Here is an 18,852-nt window from a genome sequence, read left to right as displayed (position 1 = left end):
AAACGGAGAACGAGAAGTGAAAAGCCGTAGCAACCAGCCCCAGGGCTGCACCGCCCAGGGCGTGCCGATCGTGGCGCAGGCCGACGTCGTCGTCATCGGCGCGGGGCCGGGCGGCTTCGCGGCGGCGCTGCGCGCGCGCCGCGAAGGCTGCAGCGTGGTCCTCGTCGAGAAGTTCGACATGCCGGGCGGGGTCCACACCTCCGGGCTCCAGGGCGCCGCCAATACCGGCGTCGGCGGCATCCATACCGAACTGATGGAGCGCTTCGCCTCGGCCGGCGCCATCTACACCGTTACCGAAAAGGACCTGCCCGACTGGGCCGGCAACGCGCTGTCCCACTACGACCACTACCTGGAGCCGGGCTCGCCCTTCCGGCGCGCCTCCTTCAACCCCGATGCCGCGGGCAACATCATGCTGCGCATGCTGGACGAAGCCGGCGTGCACGCCATCTACGGCGCCGCCTTCGTGGACGTCGAGATGCAGGCCGAGGGCGATCAGCGCCGCATCACCCACGCCATCATCGAAACGGTGCAAGGCCGCCAGGCCATCGGGGGCCGCGTCTTCGTGGAGGGCAGCGGTACCGCGGAAGTGGTGGCGCGTGCCGGCGCTCCCTTCGTGCGCGGCGGCGGACGGCAGCCCGAGACCGTGGCCAGGGATGCCCAGGAGCGCCCCATACCCGGCGGCCTGCTGTGGATCATGAGCGGCATCGACTTCGCCCGGACCGCCGCCTACCAGAAGCGCGAGAACGACCCGGCGCTGAGCAAGCTGATCAACGCGGCGCGCGCGGCCGGCGACATCCCGCCCGAACTGTATCGCCCGCGCCTGGCCGACCAGGGCGTCTACGGCGACCACTACATCGGCCACCCGACGGTGGACATGAGCCCCATCCAGGGTCCGGGCACCTTCATCCTGTGGCAGAACGTGCCCTACGAGTGGGCGCTGCACATGGACGAGGACACCGAGCACGCCTCGCGCGCCAAGCGCGAGCTGCGCCGCCTGATCGATATCGAGGCCGCCTTCCTGCGCAAATACGTGCCGGGCTTCCAGGACGCCTTCATCTCCCACGTCGGCCGCTACGTGGGCGTGCGGGACGGCCGCCATCCCATCGGCGAATACGTGTTCTCCATCGACGACGCGCGCGAGCAGCGGCGCTTCCCCGACGCCGTGACGCGCCCCATGACCAAGACCTTCTTCTGGGACCAGTACACGAAGTACAGCTTCGAGGTGCCCTACCGCTGCTTCCTGCCCAAGGAAGTGGACAACCTCTTGCTGACCGGCGCCTCGCTGTCCTTCACCTTCGAGACCATCTTCATGGTCATGCGCAACTTCCCCTGGTGCTGCCAGACCGGCGAAGTGGCCGGCCACGCCGCCGCGCGCGCCGTCCGCGAAGGCGTCAGCCCCAAGCAGTTGCGCTGGACCGAGCCGCTGCCCTTCTGATCCGCAAGGAGACACGACATGAATGCTTCGGTCATTACCGAAACCCTGAACACGCCCGTACTCGACCACTATGACGTCATCGTCGCGGGCGGGGGCGCCTCCGGCCTGATCGCCGCCGTCGCGGCGGCCCGGGGCGGCGCGCGCGTGGCGCTGATTGAGCGCGCCGGCTGCCTGGGCGGCACCGCGACTTCCGGCATGGTCGCGCAGTACATCGGCCTGTTCAACGGCACCGTGCGCTGCGTGGGCGGCCTGGGCTTCGAACTCACGCAGCGCATCGAAGCCGCCGGCGGCAGCGACGGTTTCCGCCGCTATACCCTGGCCGAGGCCAGCGCCAACCCCGTCACCATCACCAACCTCCCCTTCAATCCGGAAGTCGTCAAGATCGTGGCCGACGACATGGCGCGCGAAGCCGGCGTGGACGTGCTCCTGCACTCGCGCGTCGTCGGGCCGCTGATGGAAGACGGCCGCGTGGCCGGCTTGCTGCTGGAAAACGTATCCGGCCGCCGCGCCCTGCGCTCGCGCATGCTGGTCGATGCCACCGGCGATGCCGTCATCGCCGCCGCGGCCGGCGTCCCCTGCGTGGGCGAAGAACCCGAACTGCGCGACAAACGCCAGCCCTTGACCCTGGTGTTCCGCATGTCCAACGTGGACGTGCGCGCCTTCCGCGCCATCCCGCGCGAGCGCAAGCGCGCCATCGCCCTGGATGGATTGCGGCGCGGCCAGCTCGCCTGGGAAAGCCTGTCCTTCTGCAGCACGCCCGGCGACACCGACGCCATCTGCCTGATGAGCCGCATCCACGGCATCGACGCGCTGGACGGCGCCGAACTGACGCGGGCCGAACAGATCGGGCGGCAACAGATCAAGACCATCGTGCCCTTCCTGCGCGAACACGTTCCCGGCTTCGAAAGATCCGTGCTCGCCGGCATCGCCGAACGCGTGGGCATACGCGAGACACGCCGCATCGTCGGCCGCCACACCCTGACGACCGACGACATCGTCGGCGGCAAACGCTTTGCCGATGCCGTCGCCCTGGGCGCCGGTCCCATGGACCTGCACGAAGCCGGCGGCACCGGCGTCGACCTGTGGATGCCGCCCGCCCCTTTCGAGATCCCCCTGGCCTGCCTGCTGCCCCAGTCCATCGAAGGCATCGTCGTGGCCGGCCGGGCCATCTCCGCCACGCGCGAGGCCAACGGCGGTGCCCGCCACATGGGCACCGCCATGTGCCTGGGCCATGCCGCCGGCGCCTACGCCGCCCTGGCGGCCAGCGGCCAGGGCACCCTGGAGAACCCCGCCATCGACTCGCTGCGCCAGGTGCTGCGCAGCCAGGGCGCCCTGATATCGGCCGACGAGGCGGTGGCCGACGCGGAACAAAACGCGGTCGACGCTCGCCCCGCCTGAATGGATTGATAAGGAGACAACCATGCACGACATCGTTCGACGCAAGACACTGGCCACGGCCGTGCTGATGGCCATCACGGCTGCCGGCGCCGTCCCCGCGCTGGCACAGGACTATCCCAGCAAACCCATCCGCCTGATCGTGCCCTTCCCCGCCGGCGGCCCGTCCGACACCACCGCACGGTCCATTGCCGAAGGCCTGGGCAAGGTGCTGGGGCAATCCGTCGTGGTCGAAAACAAGCCCGGCGCCGGCGCCATCATCGGCAGCGAAGTCGTGCTGGGCCAGCCCGCCGACGGCTACACGCTACTGATGGCCAGCAACGTCATCTCCACCGGCAAATGGCTCTACCCCTCCATGAACTTCGAACCCGTGCGCGACTTCCGCGCCGTGGCCGGCGTGTTCCGAAGCCCGCACCAGGTGGCCGTGGCGCCGGACTTTCCGGGCAAGGGCATCCAGGACCTGATCGCCCTGGCCAAGCGAGAAGGCGGACGGATGAACTACGGCTCCGGCGGTTCAGGCACCATGCCGCACCTGGGTACGGAGCGGTTCAAACAGGTTACCGGCGTAGAGATGCAGCACATTCCCTACCGGGGTTCCGCACCGGCCAACGTCGCGCTGGTGGCGGGCGACGTGCCGGTTCACTTCGACATCGAGTTCTCGGTGCAGCCGCTGCTGAAGTCCGGACGGCTGCGGTCCCTGGGCGTCACCGCGTTGAAACGGTCCCCTCAGTTTCCCGACGTTCCCACGCTGGACGAACAGGGTATCAAGGGCTTCGAACTGTATTCGTGGTTCGGTATCGTGGCGCGCACCGGCACCCCGGACGGCATCGTCGCCAAATTGAATCAGGCCATCAACCAGGTGATGGAAACCCCGGAATTCAAACAGAGGCTGACGGCGCTGGGAGCCGAGAAGATCGGCGGACCGCCTGCTGCGTTCGAGAAGATGATCAAGGACGACTATCGACTGTGGGGCGAGGTGATCAAGAAGGCCAACATCAAGATCGAATAAGCATGCGGCATCAGGGGTCGAGAAAGCAGCGAGAGGTCGCCATCATTCGCACCTGCTGCGTCGAATTGACCGACGGAGTGTGCAGCAGGCGCATGTCCATGAGGAAGACATCGCCTGCGCGTCCGGACATCTCGACGATCCCGATCCCCAGGTCATCAAGCTGGCGCTCCAGCCCCCCCGCCGTTTTCAATATCCGGCGCAACTGTGATGACGACATATCCGGCCGCGTATCGACACGATGAGATCCGGCCAGCGCCAACGTTCCCCCGCCGCCGCTGGCCACGTCGTCGAGCAGGAAGAATGCCTGTATCCCCGGCAAGCGGCCTGGCGGCTTCGCCGCCACGTCCACATGCCAGTTCAAACCCTGCAGCGTCCAGGCGCCCTGACGGGGCGGCGACAGCAGCAGTTCGACATCCTGGACCAGGTTCGGCGCTCGTCCGGCCAGTCGAGCCACCTCGGCCAGCAATTCCCGCGTGACCAGCGATTCATGCAGGCCGGGCAGCCTGACCAGCGAAGACAGCTTGCCGATCTGCTGGAAGACAGGGAGGCCACGCACCAAAGCAGGCATGCCCTTTCCCTCGGACACACGTTTGAGCTCATCAAGCAGCTTCTGCCGGACAGCCATCATCCGCTTGCGCGGATGGAAGCCCTCCAACCGTACGTAGCCTTGCTCGGCGAAGAAATCGGCTTGAGCGGGTTTCATTGGCAGCAATTCCCTGGAGGAACCGACGTCCTCATTCTCGCCACTCAATGCAGGTAAGGAGGCATGCCGCCCTGTGGACGTGCGCTGTCTATTCGGCTGCTTCGAGCATATACATGGCATCTCCGATCGGCGGAGCTATCGCGCGCATCGTCATCGCTGACATCCGGCGGGTTCTTGATCGCCATATCTGCCTCGGCATGTACGCGATCCTGCTACACGAACGCGAGCTGCTTTTTCTGAACGCATCACCCGCCGCTCCAGCCACGCAACGCTTATTCATATCAACACGGCGGCAACGCCGGCCCCACGAAAAGCAGCCAACGCTGCCGCAGCAATCACTCAAGTATTGTCTTTCACGGTGGGAGTGGGCCCATTAGCCTTGACCGAATCAATGCCATTATCCCGTGCCGACGTGCTCGAGTACATCTCGCTACGCCCGATGATTTCCCCATTTGCTCCTGTCAAGGTGAAATAGAGCGAACCGTCGGACGCCGTCTTGCGTTGATATCTTGCGTCGCTCGGGGAGTTCTTGCGCACCGACTCAATGCCTCCCGAGGCGCTCGCTTTGGTGGTGTAACGCTCGCTGGTAAGAATGGTTTCGTGATTGCCAGCTTTTAGATTGAACATATACTGATCACCGCTACGCTTCAAATCGTAGTAACCGCTCATAGGAATCTCCAATTTCTGAGTTTTTCATCTGATGGTCGATCGGTGCTGCTCTGGGCATCGTATACATAAACACCGGACAATGGTAATACGTTCCATGTCCGTCGCAATTTTCTGAATAAGCAAACAGATGCGATCGTTAACCGGCCATTCTCTGAGTGGCGTCTTTGAAGAGGCCCATGAAAACATGCTTCTGGTGACTCAATCCGGCTTCTCGTCTCGTTTCCAGCCCAACTCACGCTGCATTTAAATTTCCATGGCCCCCAGGATCCTCATTTGTGGCCACTACCGGCCATCTCAAAACCCCGAAACGCCCTTTTTCTTGCCAAACGCTTCTACTTGCCTGTAAACAAGCTGCCATGCAGCGACAGATGCCTCATTAATGATTTTGAGTTGTTCGAATGCTTTCTTTCCAAAGATACAAACCCCACGATACTCCGCCTGCTTGTTCCCTCCCGCGGCAACGGGTAACACATCCAACGCTGCAGCCAATGTTCTAAACTCTTCCGATGCTTTTGTACGTTTCGTCTCCAACTCCCTGCCTTCTGGAGTATCCTTCGCCACAGTTAGAATGAACGTGTTCGCTTCCTGTTCGGTCCAAAATCCTGCAGCGATAATTCGCTCTTTTGCCTCCTCGTACTTATTCTTCCACTCATTTTCCCTCGCCTTACCATTCCCCCCTTCATTTCTAATCATCCCATCAAAGCCTGCCGCATACGCTTTTGCCTGTACGGCATCGTCGCAACTAACTTGCACTTGCCCCTTGACAATGGAACACGTAGCAATTAAGAACAGGCCTACCAGAAAACGGTTCTGAAAAAACCTTGTTTGCATATTTTCTTAAATTGTTATAAACGCAGATTCATAGTTAACGGCCCCATAGAAATACTCGGCGTAGCCGACGTGCGATTAAGCTTCACTTTTTTTCAAGATCACCGCAGCTTTCACGCCATATTCTCCAACAAAGAAGGCTCGCACATTTACATCACTAGCGAAACGCTTTACGGCATCGGATTTCTCTCGAAGATTAAAATCTGAAAACCCTACGAAATCGATTCCATTTTTATCTGATATATATCGATAACGTTGATCATGTGTTCTGCGAAGTTCTTCCAGCGTTTCGGGAAAGAGATCAGTATCGCGATAAACCCAATCCTCGACAAGAAAATTGAATATATAGAACGAATCGCAGTAATGCTTATTATAATCTTTAAGAAGTTGATCTATACGGTGTGTGCTTCTTGGTATGGCCCCTGTAGCAATTCCGATGCAACCTTTTAAGTAAAGCTCAAGAGCATGTCGGCAAAGATGTGAGACAACTAACCATTGCGCATGATCAGCTTGGTACTGATCGTCTAACATCGAATTAACTAGCACCTCGGCTCCTTGCGCATAAGCCGACGCAAGCCATAACATCTTTTCTGCTTCGCCTTTGCCATAGATACCTGGCTCAACTCTAGGATCTTCGGAGACATCTGGCATTCGTTTCTTCCACAAAGCGATTTTTTAAAATTCGCATTTCTTGATGCTAATGAGAAGAGGTATTGAAGATGCCTTCTATAGAATTAGAGGTGCTTCAGCTGGGAGAAGACGAACACTGGAGAAAACAATGCAAAATTCGTGTTCGTTCGAATTTGCGATCAATAGTAGTGCAAAGATTATATAAACCGAATTAAAGCTTTGCCGTTCGTGCAGCTTTGGCAGTCAATCTTTGACAAATTTTGGCCCGAATCCTTAATCATCGCCTCGAACGCCGCTGGCGGCTCACCTATCTGCTCCTGGCGCCTTTGGCCGCTGTTTGAATTCCGGCGTCTCCGCCACCTGCGTGATGATCTGATTCAGTTTGGCGACGATGCTGTCTGGAGTGCCGGTGCGTGCCACGATACCGAACCATAAGTACAATTCGAAACCCTTGATGCCCTGTTCGTCCAGCGTGAGCACATCGGCAGTAATTTTTTCAACTTCAAAAACCCCCTGGTCCAACAATATAGCCGTCCTACTTTCGTTGAACAAAAAAAACCGCACTAGGTGCGGCTTTTTTCCCAACGACAACTACTTCTTCCTAACCGGCGGCAAATCCGTACACACCCCTTCCGCCACCTCAGCCGCCATCCCGATCGACTCACCCAGAGTCGGATGCGGATGAATGGTCTTCCCGATATCCACCATATCCGCCCCCATCTCGATCGCCAGGGCGACCTCGCCGATCATGTCGCCGGCATTCGTACCCACGATGCCGCCACCCACGATCCGGTGCGTTTCCTCGTCGAACAGCAGCTTGGTAAACCCTTCGTCCCGCCCATTGGCGATGGCGCGGCCCGAAGCGGCCCAGGGGAACATGCCCTTGGTGACCTTGCGGCCCTGCTTCTTGGCTTCGTCTTCGGTCAGGCCCACCCACGCGACTTCCGGGTCCGTGTAGGCCACGGACGGGATCACGGTGGCGTCGAAGTGGCTCTTCTGGCCGGCCGCGGCTTCGGCGGCCACGTGGCCTTCATGCACGGCCTTGTGGGCCAGCATGGGTTGGCCGACGATGTCGCCGATCGCATAAATGTGCGGCACGTTGGTACGCATCTGGGAATCGACGGAAATGAATCCGCGGTCGCCCACCTGCACGCCGGCCTTGTCGGCGCCGATCTTCTTGCCGTTGGGGCTGCGGCCGACGGCCTGCAGCACGAGGTCGTAGCGCTGGGGTTCCTTGGGGGCCTTTTCGCCCTCGAAGGTGACCCAGATGCCGTCTTTCTTGGCCTCGATGCCCACCGTCTTCGTCTTCAACATGATGTTGTCGAAGCGGTGTTCGTTCATCTTCTGCCAGACCTTGACCAGGTCGCGGTCGGCGCCCTGCATCAGGCCGTCCAGCATTTCGACGACGTCCAGGCGAGCGCCCAGGGTCGAATACACCGTGCCCATTTCGAGGCCGATGATGCCGCCGCCGATAATGAGCATCTTCTTGGGCACGCTTTTCAAGAGCAGCGCGCCGGTGGAGTCGACGATGCGTTCGTCTTCGGGGGCGAAGGGCAGCTTCACGGACTGGCTGCCGGCGGCGATGATGGCGCTGGCGAACTGGATGACCTGTTTGCCGTCCTTGCCCTGCACTTCGATGTGGTTGGGGCCGACGAAGGCGCCCACGCCGGTCACGACGGTAACCTTGCGGGCCTTGGCCATGCCGGCCAGGCCGCCGGTCAGCTTGCCGACGACGCCGTCCTTGAACGCGCGCAGCTTGGTGAGGTCGATTTCGGGCTTGCCGAAGGTGATGCCGTGTTCGGCCATCTTGGCGGCTTCCTCGACCACGGCGGCGGTGTGCAGCAGGGCCTTGGAGGGAATGCAGCCGACGTTCAGGCAGACGCCGCCCAGGGTGGCGTAGCGTTCGATCAGGGCCACTTTCAGGCCGAGGTCGGCGGCGCGGAAGGCGGCGGAGTAGCCGCCGGGGCCGGCGCCCAGGACCACGACGTCGAAGCTCTGGTCGGCCTTGCCGCCGAAGCTGGCGGCGGCCGGTGCCGGAGTCGTCAGCGGGACAGGATCGGGGTCCGGCTTGTCGGAGGTGGGTTCGCCCAGTTCGTGCATGGCGGCGGGCGCCAGTTCGACCTTGGGGAAGCCGGTACGGGACTTGGTGTCCACGGCCGGGGCCGGGCTGGCGGCGGCACCGCCTTCGGCGGCGTCGATCTCGAGCAGCACCGAGCCTTCGCTGACCTTGTCGCCGACCTTGACCTTGATGGCCTTGACCACCCCGCCCTGTTCGGCGGGGATTTCCATGGAGGACTTGTCGGATTCGACGGTGATCAGGCTTTGCTCGGCCTTGATGGTGTCGCCCACGGCCACCAGGATCTCGATGACTTCGACTTCCTTGAAGTCGCCGATGTCGGGTACTTTCAGTTCTATCGCCATCCGTTGCTCCTTACAGCAGGATGCGGCGGTAGTCCGCCAGCACCGAGGCCAGGTAGGCGTTGAAACGGGCGCCGGCTGCGCCGTCGATGACGCGGTGGTCGTACGACAGCGACATGGGCAGCGTCAGTTGCGGCACGAATTGCTTGCCATCCCACACGGGTTTCATGGCCGAGCGGCTGACGCCCAGGATGGCCACTTCGGGCGCGTTGATGATGGGCGTGAAGCTGGTGCCGCCGATGCCGCCCAGCGACGAGATCGAGAAGCAGCCACCCTGCATTTCCGAGGGCGAGAGCTTGCCGTCGCGCGCCTTCTTGGCCAGTTCGGAGGTTTCCTTGGCCAGCTCCAGGACGCCCTTCTTGTCGGCGTCGCGGATGACCGGCACCACCAGCCCGTTGGGCGTGTCGGCGGCGAAACCGATGTGGAAGTACTTCTTCAGGATCAGGTTGTCGCCTTCCAGCGAGGCGTTGAACTCGGGGAATTTCTTCAGCGCCGAGACCACGGCCTTGATCAGGAACGCGAGCATCGTGACCTTGACGCCGGACTTCTCGTTTTCCTTGTTGAGCTGGACGCGGAAGGCTTCCAGGTCGGTGATGTCCGCATCCTCGTTGTTGGTGACGTGGGGGATCATCACCCAGTTGCGGTGCAGGTTGGCGCCGGAGATCTTCTTGATGCGCGACAGCGGCTTGGCTTCGATTTCGCCGAACTTGGCGAAGTCGACCTTGGGCCAGGCCAGCACTTCCAGGCCGGAGCCCGAACCGCCGGCGGCGGCGGGCGCCGCGGCGGAGGCGCCTCCAGCCAGCGCTTTCTTGACGAAGTTGCGCACGTCGTCGGGCGTGATGCGGCCCTTGGGTCCGGTGGCGGGCACCCTGGCCAGGTCCACGCCCAGTTCGCGCGCGAACTTGCGCACGGACGGCGAGGCATGGGCCTTGGAAGGCGCGTGCTCGGCGGCGGGATCGGCCGGCACCGGCGGCTGCTTGGCCGCGGGGGTGGGAGCAGGCGCGGCGGCCGGCGCTTCGGCCTTGGCAGCGGGCGCCGGGGCGCTCTCGGCCTTGGCGGCCGGCGCGGCGGCGGCCGCACCGCCACCGCTCTTGACCTTCACGAGCTGGCTGCCCTTGGACACCTTGTCGCCCACCTTGACCAGCACGGCGGTGACTTCGCCCGCCGTCGAGGTCGGGATTTCCATGGAGGACTTGTCGGACTCGACCGTGATCAGGCTTTGCTCGGCCGAGACCTTGTCGCCAACCTTGACCAGCAGCTCGATGACTTCGACGTCCTTGAAGTCGCCGATGTCGGGCACGACCACGGTTTCCTCGGCACCGCCCTGGGCGGGCGCGGCCTGGGGCGCGGGCGCGGCTTCCTGCTTGGCAGCGGGCGCAGCGGCAGCGGCGGGCGCCTCGGCCTTGGCCGGCGCCGCTTCCTGCTTGGGCGCCTCGGCGCCGCCGGCGGCTTCGATCTCGACCAGCGGCGTACCTTCGCTGACCTTGTCGCCCACCTTGACCTTGATGGCCTTGACCACCCCGCCGGTGGCGGCCGGGATTTCCATGGACGATTTGTCGGACTCGACGGTGATCAGGCTTTGCTCGGCCTTGATGGTGTCGCCCACCGAAACCAGGATCTCGATCACTTCGACTTCGCTGAAATCACCGATGTCGGGGACTTTCAGCTCGCTCACATTACTCATTCTGTAGTCTCCAGAAAGCCGGACCCCACCGGCGCCCCCGCCGCAGGCAGGCGCGCGCCGGCCGGGCGGGCAAGACAGGGGCAGTCCCTATCTTACCCATCCCGGCCATCGATCAAGCGTGTTGAGGGTTGGCTTTCTCGGGGTTGATGCCGTACTTCTTGATGGCCTCGGCCACCTTCTTCATCGGGATCTTGCCTTCGTCGGCCAGCGCCTTCAGGGCGGACAGCGTGACGAAGTGGCGATCCACCTCGAAGTGTTCGCGCAGCTTGGCGCGGAAGTCGGAACGGCCGAATCCGTCGGTGCCCAGCACGTTGTAGGTGCGGCCCTTGGGGATGAACGGACGGATCTGGTCGGCGAAGGACTTCATGTAGTCGGTCGAGGCGACGATGGGGCCCTCGGTCTTTTCCAGGGCTTCGGTCACGTAGGCGACCTGGGCCTTCTTCTCGGTCGGATGCAGCAGGTTGTGGCGATCGACGTCCAGGCCGTTGCGGCGCAGTTCGGTGAAGCTGGTCACGCTCCAGATGTCGGCGGCCACGCCCCAGTCCTTCTCGAGGAGATCCTGGGCGGCGATGACTTCGCGCAGGATGGTGCCCGAACCCAGCAGCTGGACGCGGTGCTCGGCCTTGGCCTCGCTCTTCTTCAACTGGTACATGCCGCGGATGATGCCCTCTTCGTCGCCGGCCTTCAGGCCGGGCTGGGCATAGTTCTCGTTCATGACCGTGATGTAGTAGAAGACGTTTTCCTGGTCTTCCACCATGCGCTTCATGCCGTTCTGGATGATGACGGCCAGTTCGTGCGCGAAGGTCGGGTCGTACGACACGCAGTTGGGGATGGTGGCCGACATCAGGTGGCTGTGGCCGTCCTCGTGCTGCAGGCCTTCGCCGTTGAGCGTGGTGCGCCCGGCGGTGCCGCCCAGCATGAAGCCCCGGGCCTGCATGTCGCCGGCGGCCCAGGCCAGGTCGCCGATGCGCTGGAAGCCGAACATCGAGTAATAGATGTAGAACGGCACCATGATGCGGTTGTTGGTCGAATACGACGTGGCCGCGGCGATCCACGAGCTCATCGCGCCGGCCTCGTTGATGCCCTCTTCCAGGATCTGGCCGTCTTCGGACTCGCGGTAGTACATGACCTGCGCCTTGTCGACCGGCACGTATTTCTGGCCGGCGTGGGCGTAGATGCCGATCTGGCGGAACATGCCTTCCATGCCGAAGGTGCGCGACTCGTCCGGCACGATGGGTACGACGCGCGGGCCGAGCGTCTTGTCACGCAGCAATTGCGTGAGGATGCGGACGAAGGCTTGCGTGGTCGAGATCTCGCGGCCTTCGGCGGTGGGGTCGAGCACGGCCTGGAACGCCGACAGCGCCGGCGCGGGCAGGTGTTCGTCGGCCTTCTGGCGGCGGTGCGGCAGGTAGCCGCCCAGGGCCGCGCGGCGCTCGTGCAGGTACTTCATTTCCGGCGATTCGTCCGCCGGCTTGAAGTACGGCAGGTCGCACAGCTTGTCGTCCGGCACCGGGATGTTGAAGCGGTCGCGGTAGGCGCGGATGATGTCGTCGTCCAGCTTCTTCTGCTGGTGCGCGGGGTTGCGCGACTCGCCGGCGGCGCCCATGCCGTAGCCCTTGATGGTCTTGGCCAGAATGACGGTCGGACGGCCTTCGCTTTTTTGCGCGGCGTCGAACGCGGCATACACCTTGTGGGGATCGTGGCCGCCGCGGTTCAGGCGCCAGATGTCCTCGTCGCTCATGCGGCTGACCATCTCCAGCAGCTTGGGATGCTTGCCGAAGAATTTCTCGCGCACGAAGGCGCCGTCGTTGGCCTTGTAGGCCTGGTATTCGCCGTCGACGGTCTCTTCCATGATCTGGCGCAGGATGCCTTCCTTGTCGCGCGCCAGCAGCGGATCCCAGTAGCCGCCCCAGATGAGCTTGACCACGTTCCAGCCGCTGCCGCGGAACTCGCCTTCCAGTTCCTGGATGATCTTGCCGTTGCCGCGGACCGGGCCGTCCAGCCGCTGCAGGTTGCAGTTGATGACGAACACGAGGTTGTCGAGGTTTTCACGCGAGGCCAGGCTGATGGCGCCCAGCGACTCGGGCTCGTCCATCTCGCCGTCGCCGCAGAACACCCAGACCTTGCGGTTGCTGGTGTCGGCGATGCCGCGGGCGTGCAGGTATTTCAGGAAACGGGCCTGGTAGATGGCCATCAGGGGGCCGAGGCCCATCGAGACGGTGGGGAATTGCCAGAAATCGGGCATCAGCTTCGGATGCGGGTAGGACGACAGGCCCTTGCCGTCGACTTCCTGGCGGAAATGGTTGAGCTGGTCTTCCGACAGGCGGCCTTCCAGGAAGGCGCGGGCGTAGACGCCGGGCGAGGAATGGCCCTGGAAATAGACCAGGTCGCCGCCGCGGTTTTCGGTTTCAGCGTGCCAGAAGTGGTTCTGGCCGGTTTCGATCATGGTCGCCAGCGAGGCGAACGAGGCGATGTGGCCGCCGAGGTCGCCGCCATCGGCCGGATGCAGGCGGTTGGCCTTGACCACCATCGCCATCGCGTTCCAGCGAATATAGGAGCGAATGCGGGCTTCCAGGTCCAGCGTGCCCGGATGCGCCGGCTCCATGTGCGGCGGGATGGTATTGACGTAGGCGGTGTTCGGAGAGAACGGGATGTAGGCACCGGAGCGACGGGCCACGTCGATCAGGCGTTCCAGCAGGTAATGCGCGCGCTCAGGACCTTCGCGATCCAGCACCGCTTCCAGGGCGTCGAGCCATTCTTGGGTTTCCAGGGTATCTTCGTCGTTGGCGGCGGTTATACCGGCCCCGACCTGAGGAAGAGCGGACATACCTGTCTCCTGAGTCTCTGTGACATCCGGACGGCTCGTAGCCATCCAAGGGTTTAGTCGCTGTTGGCGGCCTTCGCCTATGTAAAACTAGGGCCCTCGCAACTCCGGCGCGATTCTAGAAGGCAGCACGCCTTCCAGGCAATAAAAATTTCGCTTTACGATATCATTTACCACGATGTGAAATCTAACACGAAACCTGGATAAAAGCATTCTGCGCTGCAATAAAACAGCGGGCCTCCGAACGCACCACACTGTGCGTAAACTTTCTTCATGTCTACCGTTCATCCTTCCAATATTCCCGCCCCGTTCAAGGAACTGGGGCGCTTGCGCCGGCGCAGCTGGTATTGGCTGACGCCCGCCATCGCCCTGGGCCTGTTCGTCTGCGTCATGGGCTCCATCCTGTGGTGGCTGGACGCCCGCGACGACGCGCAGCGCTACGGCACGCTGGTGCGGGACGTCGACTGGGCGCAGCAATCGATGCGCCTGCGCATGCTGGCGGCGCGCGACCGCATGGGGGCGCTGGGGCGCGACCTGGTGCGCACCAACATGACCGAGAGCCGGTTCCTGGACGATGCCCGGGAACTCCAGGTCGAGCACCCCGAGATCATCCACGTGGCCTGGATCAACGCCGACCGCAAGGCCGTCTGGATCTCGACGCCCGACCGTCGCGCCGGCCAGACCTTCCGCATGAGCGCCCCGGGCGCGGCCGAGCCGGAGGCCTTCCGCGCCTTCGAGATCGCCCGCGACGAACACCGGCCGGCGTATTCCCGCCCCTATCGCGGCCAGTACAACGAGGTCTACCTGGACCTGTACGTGCCGGTGTTCCAGAACGAACGCTTCCTGGGCACGCTGGCCACGGTGTACTCGGTGGACGCCATCCTGCAGCACCTGATCCCCCAGGAGACCCAGCACAAGTACAAGGTGTCCATCCTGGACGGCAACGAGATGCCGCTGGTGTCCTCGTCGTCGCGCGCGGACAAGGGCGCCATCAACGCCTATGAAGTGCCGCTGGACCCGCCGGGCAACGGCATGATGCTGAGCGCGCGCGGCTACCGCACGCAAACCGACACCTCGCAGACCATGCTGGTCTGGGTGGTGGTGTCGCTGTCGGCGGTCATCATATGGAGCCTGTTCGCGCTGTGGCGCCACACCCGCTTCCGCTCCCAGGCCGAGCAGGCGCTGATCGCCGAAACCGCCTTTCGCCGCGCCATGGAGAACTCCATGCTGACCGGCATGCGGGTGCTGGACATGGAAGGCCGCATCACCTATGTGAACCCGGCCTTCTGCCGGATGATGGGCTGGGACGAGGCCGACCTGCTGGGCCGGCCCCCGCCCTACCCCTACTGGCCCCAGGGCGACCACGCCGCCCAGTGGCGCAACACCGAGATGCTGCTGTCGGGCAATGCCCCCAGCAGCGGCTTCGAGATGGAGGCCCAGCGGCGCGACGGGTCGATCTTCTTCGCGCGGATGTACGTCTCGCCCCTGCTCGACCAGCGCGGCGTGCAGACGGGCTGGATGACGTCCATGACCGACATCACCGAGCCCAAGCGCATCCGCGAGGCCCTGGCGGCGGCCCACGAACGCTTCATGACGGTGCTCGAGGGGCTGGACGACGCCATCTCGGTCACGGCCGAGACGCCCAAGGGCTCGGAGCTGCTGTTCGCCAACAAGACCTACCGGCGCGTGCTGGGCTCGCAGCCCACCGGGCACGACGAGCTGTCCGCCGGCCGGCGCGGCCGTTTCACAGATGAAGCAATCGAGGTGTATTCCTCGTCCACCCACCGCTGGTTCGAGGTGCGCCACCGCATGCTGCAATGGGTGGACGGCCGCCGGGTGCGGATGCAGGTGGCGCGCGACATCACCGAACGCCGAGCCTCCGAGGAAGCCTCCCGCGCCCAGCAGGAGAAGATCCAGCTCACCAGCCGCCTGATCACCATGGGCGAAATGGCCTCGTCGCTGGCGCACGAGCTGAACCAGCCGCTGACGGCCATCAACAACTACAGCATGGGCGTGGTGGCGCTGGTGCGCGCCGGCGATACCGACCCGGCCAAATTGCTTCCGGCCCTGGAAAAAACCACCGCACAGGCCCAGCGTGCAGGTATGATCATCCGCCGCATACGCGAATTCGTGAAACGGAGCGAGCCCAAGCGCCAGCGGGTAAGCCTGTCCACGATCGTGGATAATGCGGTCGGTTTTGCCGGGATCGAGTCCCGGACCCGGCGGATCGATATCATTCAAAAAATACCCGAACAGTTGCCGGACGTTCTTGCCGATCCCATCCTGATCGAACAGGTGGCCCTGAACTTGATGAAAAACGGCCTGGAGGCCATGCAGGAATCAGACGGGCGGGAACTGCTGGTGGAAGCAAACGTGCGCGAGGACATGGTAGAAGTGGCAGTCACCGATACCGGCCATGGGCTGGCCGATCCCGAACGGCTGTTCGAGCCTTTCTACAGCACCAAGTCGGAAGGCATGGGCATGGGCCTGAACATCTGCCGCACGATCATCGAATTCCACCACGGCCGGCTGTGGGCCGAAGCCAACCCCGCCGGAGGCACGATCTTCAAGTTCACGCTTCCGTGGGTACGCCCGATCCTGCCGACCGGACCGGCGCCCAAACTGGAATCCGCACCCAAGGAGCTTACCTGATGAGCAATACGCCCCAATCCAGCACGGTCTTCATAGTCGACGACGACGAAGCCGTGCGAGATTCTCTCCGATGGCTGCTCGAAGCCAACGGTTACCGGGTACGGGCCTACGAGAGTTCGGAACGTTTCCTGGCCGAGTACGACCCCGAGGTGATCGGCGTGCTGATCGCCGACGTGCGGATGCCGGGCATGACCGGGCTCGAGCTCCAGGAACAACTGCTCGCCCGCAAATCCACCCTGCCCATCGTCTTCATCACCGGCCATGGCGACGTGCCCATGGCGGTCTCCACCATGAAGAAAGGCGCGGTGGATTTCCTGGAAAAACCCTTCAACGAAGCGGACCTGCGCCAGATCATCGCCAACATGCTGGAACAGGCCCATTCGCGCGCGGCCGACGAAGCCACCCGGCGCGGCCACGAGGCCCTGCTGGCCCGGCTGACCGTGCGCGAGCAACAGGTGCTGGAACGCATCGTGGCCGGGCGCCTGAACAAGCAGATCGCCGACGACCTGGGCATCAGCATCAAGACCGTCGAGGCGCATCGCGCCAACATCATGGAAAAGCTGCAGGTCACGACCGTGGCGGATCTCATGAAGGTCGCCCTGCACCATCGGCCGCAGGGGTAACCCGCCGCCCGATACCCAGCCAACTATGTATTTGCCGCCGCATTTCGAGCAGACCGACACGGACAGGATCCGCGACCTGATACGCACCTGTCCGCTCGGCATGCTGGTTGCGGCGGGACCGCAGGGGCTGGATGCCAATCACCTGCCCTTCATCCTCGACCCCGACCGCGGTCCGCACGGCACCCTGCTGTGCCACGTGGCGCGAGCCAATCCGGTCTGGCGGGAACTGGCTGATTCCCAGGCCGAGAGCCTGGCCGTCTTCCAGGGTCCCAGCGCCTACGTATCGCCCAGCCTGTACGAAACCAAGCGCACGACCCACGAAGTCGTGCCCACCTACAACTACGCCGTCGTGCACGCCCATGGACGGATCATCGTGCATGACGATCCGCGCTGGGTGGCGGGCGTGGTGGGCCGGCTGACGCGCATGTTCGAGCAGGGACGCGACGCCCCGTGGAAGATGAGCGACGCGCCGCCCGCCTTCCTGGAAGAAAGGCTGTCGGCCATCGTCGGGCTGGAAATGCCCATCGCGCGTCTGCAGGCCAAGTGGAAGATGAGCCAGAACCGCAACGAGGCCGACCGGCGGGGCGTGGTGGCGGGCCTGGACGCGTCCGGGCGGGACGGGGACAGGGCCGTGGCGGCGGTGATGAAAGCAGCGGAAAAAGCCTCGCCGGCAGACTAGGACGAGTGGCTATCTGGACAAGGCCCGCGCAGGCGACGCCGAAAGACGCATCCCCACCGCATCCAGAACAGCTATGAGGGTGTTCAACGTGGGATTGCCGTTGGGCGACAAGGCCCTGTAGAGAGCCTCGCGCGTGATGCCCGCCGACCGTGCGACGGCCGCCAGGCCACCATAGGCCTCGGCCACATCGCGCAATGCCAGCAAGCCCACAGCCCGGTGCCGGGAGTCCTCCATTTTTTCCAACGCCGCTTTCAGATACTCGACGGCGAAGTTTTCGCATGCTGCCTCCGGCAACGGCATCTGCCTATTCGTTGCGAGACAGGAATGTCTCGCAACGCCCGCCCCTCCCCCGTGCGCTAAAATGCCCCAGGCGCCCGCGCCCTCGTTCCTCCACCCCTCTTCGCCTTCACACCGCCATGCCCGCACGCCTCATCAACGGCAACGAACTCTCCAAGCAGATCCGCTCCGACATCGCCCAGCGCGCCGCCGAACTCACGCGCCAGGGCACGCGTCCCGGCCTGGCGGTGATCCTGGTGGGCGAGGATCCGGCCTCGCACGTGTACGTGCGCAACAAGGTCAAGGCGTGCCACGACGCTGGCTTCCATTCGGTGCTGGAAAAATACGAGGCCACGATGACCGAGGCCGAGCTGCTGGCCCGCATCGACCTGCTCAACCATGACCCCGCCATCCACGGCATCCTGGTGCAGATGCCCCTGCCCGGGCACATCGACCCGCACAAGGTGATCGAGGCCATCTCCCCCCGCAAGGACGTGGACGGCTACTCGGTGCTCAGCGCCGGCGAACTAATGACCGGACTGGACGGTTTCCGTCCGTGCACCCCCTACGGCTGCATGAAGCTGATCGAAAGCACCGGCTACGACCTGCGCGGCAAGCATGCCGTGGTGATCGGCCGCAGCAATACCGTGGGCAAGCCGATGGCGCTGCTGCTGTTGCAGGCCAACGCCACGGTCACGGTGTGCCACAGCGGCACGCCCGACCTTGCCTACCACACCCGCCAGGCCGACGTGGTGGTGGCCGCCGTGGGCCGCCGCAACACGCTGACCGGCGACATGGTCAAGCCCGGCGCGGTGGTGATCGACGTGGGCATCAACCGCGACGACGAAGGCAAACTGTGCGGCGACGTGGACGTCGCCAGCGTCTCGGAAGTGGCCGGCTGGATCACGCCGGTGCCGGGCGGCGTCGGTCCCATGACCATCACCATGCTGCTGGCCAACACGCTGGAATCCGCCCAGAGGGCATGAGCCCTGCGCGCCGCCCCCCAGGGACGAAGATAAGCACAGAG

At 63.6% G+C, this 18,852-nt stretch carries 16 protein-coding genes; 7 read left to right on the top strand and 9 right to left on the bottom strand.

What is annotated here, in order from left to right:
- Positions 1–16 precede the first annotated feature (16 nt).
- The 3 genes from EGT29_RS11780 to EGT29_RS11770 are packed head-to-tail and all read left to right on the top strand — an operon-like array spanning position 17 to position 3,839.
- Positions 17–1,435, top strand: a complete 1,419-nt coding sequence (locus EGT29_RS11780; RefSeq protein WP_124689172.1) for an FAD-dependent oxidoreductase — start codon at positions 17–19, stop codon at positions 1,433–1,435.
- A gap of 18 nt (positions 1,436–1,453) precedes the next feature.
- Entirely contained in the window at positions 1,454–2,833 is a 1,380-nt protein-coding gene (locus EGT29_RS11775; RefSeq protein WP_124689171.1) for an FAD-dependent oxidoreductase, read from the top strand.
- A 22-nt stretch (positions 2,834–2,855) separates the two neighbouring features.
- Positions 2,856–3,839 (top strand): tripartite tricarboxylate transporter substrate binding protein, encoded by a 984-nt coding sequence (locus EGT29_RS11770; RefSeq protein ID WP_124689170.1) that lies wholly within the window; start codon positions 2,856–2,858, stop codon positions 3,837–3,839.
- Positions 3,840–3,849: 10 nt separating this feature from the next.
- Here the strand turns inward: EGT29_RS11770 and EGT29_RS11765 are convergent, their stop codons facing one another.
- The 8 genes from EGT29_RS11765 to aceE form a co-directional block, all read right to left on the bottom strand.
- On the bottom strand, positions 3,850–4,542 hold the full coding sequence (locus tag EGT29_RS11765) for a phytanoyl-CoA dioxygenase family protein (RefSeq protein ID WP_124689169.1): 693 nt from the start codon (positions 4,540–4,542) through the stop codon (positions 3,850–3,852).
- A 339-nt stretch (positions 4,543–4,881) separates the two neighbouring features.
- Complete coding sequence (locus EGT29_RS11760) at positions 4,882–5,211, bottom strand: YegP family protein (protein WP_124689168.1); 330 nt, start codon at positions 5,209–5,211, stop codon at positions 4,882–4,884.
- Positions 5,212–5,505: 294 nt separating this feature from the next.
- Positions 5,506–6,042 (bottom strand): hypothetical protein, encoded by a 537-nt coding sequence (locus EGT29_RS11755; protein ID WP_124689167.1) that lies wholly within the window; start codon positions 6,040–6,042, stop codon positions 5,506–5,508.
- Positions 6,043–6,117: 75 nt separating this feature from the next.
- Positions 6,118–6,690 carry a hypothetical protein gene (locus EGT29_RS11750; RefSeq protein ID WP_124689166.1) on the bottom strand — a complete coding sequence of 191 codons (573 nt, stop codon included), beginning with the start codon at positions 6,688–6,690 and terminating at the stop codon, positions 6,118–6,120.
- Positions 6,691–6,972: 282 nt separating this feature from the next.
- On the bottom strand, positions 6,973–7,260 hold the full coding sequence (locus tag EGT29_RS11745; RefSeq protein ID WP_124689165.1) for a tripartite tricarboxylate transporter substrate-binding protein: 288 nt from the start codon (positions 7,258–7,260) through the stop codon (positions 6,973–6,975).
- The gene (lpdA, locus tag EGT29_RS11740; protein ID WP_124689164.1) at positions 7,261–9,090 is read right to left on the bottom strand and encodes a dihydrolipoyl dehydrogenase; all 1,830 of its coding nucleotides are present in this window, start codon (positions 9,088–9,090) and stop codon (positions 7,261–7,263) included. It lies immediately after the preceding gene.
- Between the two features lie 10 nt (positions 9,091–9,100).
- Positions 9,101–10,771, bottom strand: coding sequence for a dihydrolipoyllysine-residue acetyltransferase (gene aceF, locus EGT29_RS11735; protein ID WP_124689163.1), 1,671 nt, complete (start codon positions 10,769–10,771; stop codon positions 9,101–9,103).
- A 112-nt stretch (positions 10,772–10,883) separates the two neighbouring features.
- Positions 10,884–13,598, bottom strand: a complete 2,715-nt coding sequence (gene aceE / locus EGT29_RS11730) for a pyruvate dehydrogenase (acetyl-transferring), homodimeric type (protein ID WP_124689162.1) — start codon at positions 13,596–13,598, stop codon at positions 10,884–10,886.
- Between the two features lie 270 nt (positions 13,599–13,868).
- Here aceE and EGT29_RS11725 point away from each other — a divergent pair, with 270 nt between their 5' ends.
- From EGT29_RS11725 to EGT29_RS11715, 3 genes are read left to right on the top strand one after another with little or no spacing between them, the layout of a single operon-like run.
- Positions 13,869–16,247, top strand: coding sequence for a PAS domain S-box protein (locus tag EGT29_RS11725; RefSeq protein WP_124689161.1), 2,379 nt, complete (start codon positions 13,869–13,871; stop codon positions 16,245–16,247).
- Complete coding sequence (locus tag EGT29_RS11720; protein WP_124689160.1) at positions 16,247–16,870, top strand: response regulator transcription factor; 624 nt, start codon at positions 16,247–16,249, stop codon at positions 16,868–16,870. Before EGT29_RS11725 ends, EGT29_RS11720 begins: the two co-directional genes overlap by 1 nt.
- Positions 16,871–16,895: 25 nt before the next feature.
- Positions 16,896–17,549 (top strand): FMN-binding negative transcriptional regulator, encoded by a 654-nt coding sequence (locus EGT29_RS11715; RefSeq protein WP_124689159.1) that lies wholly within the window; start codon positions 16,896–16,898, stop codon positions 17,547–17,549.
- A gap of 9 nt (positions 17,550–17,558) precedes the next feature.
- Here the strand turns inward: EGT29_RS11715 and EGT29_RS11710 are convergent, their stop codons facing one another.
- On the bottom strand, positions 17,559–17,849 hold the full coding sequence (locus EGT29_RS11710) for an addiction module antidote protein (RefSeq protein ID WP_124689158.1): 291 nt from the start codon (positions 17,847–17,849) through the stop codon (positions 17,559–17,561).
- Positions 17,850–17,965: 116 nt separating this feature from the next.
- Here EGT29_RS11710 and folD point away from each other — a divergent pair, with 116 nt between their 5' ends.
- Positions 17,966–18,811 (top strand): bifunctional methylenetetrahydrofolate dehydrogenase/methenyltetrahydrofolate cyclohydrolase FolD, encoded by an 846-nt coding sequence (gene folD / locus EGT29_RS11705; protein ID WP_124689157.1) that lies wholly within the window; start codon positions 17,966–17,968, stop codon positions 18,809–18,811.
- Positions 18,812–18,852: the final 41 nt, after the last annotated feature.

It is taken from the genome of Pigmentiphaga sp. H8, assembly GCF_003854895.1.
Lineage (GTDB): Bacteria > Pseudomonadota > Gammaproteobacteria > Burkholderiales > Burkholderiaceae_B > Pigmentiphaga.
This window is presented reverse-complemented; position numbering and strand designations above follow the sequence as displayed.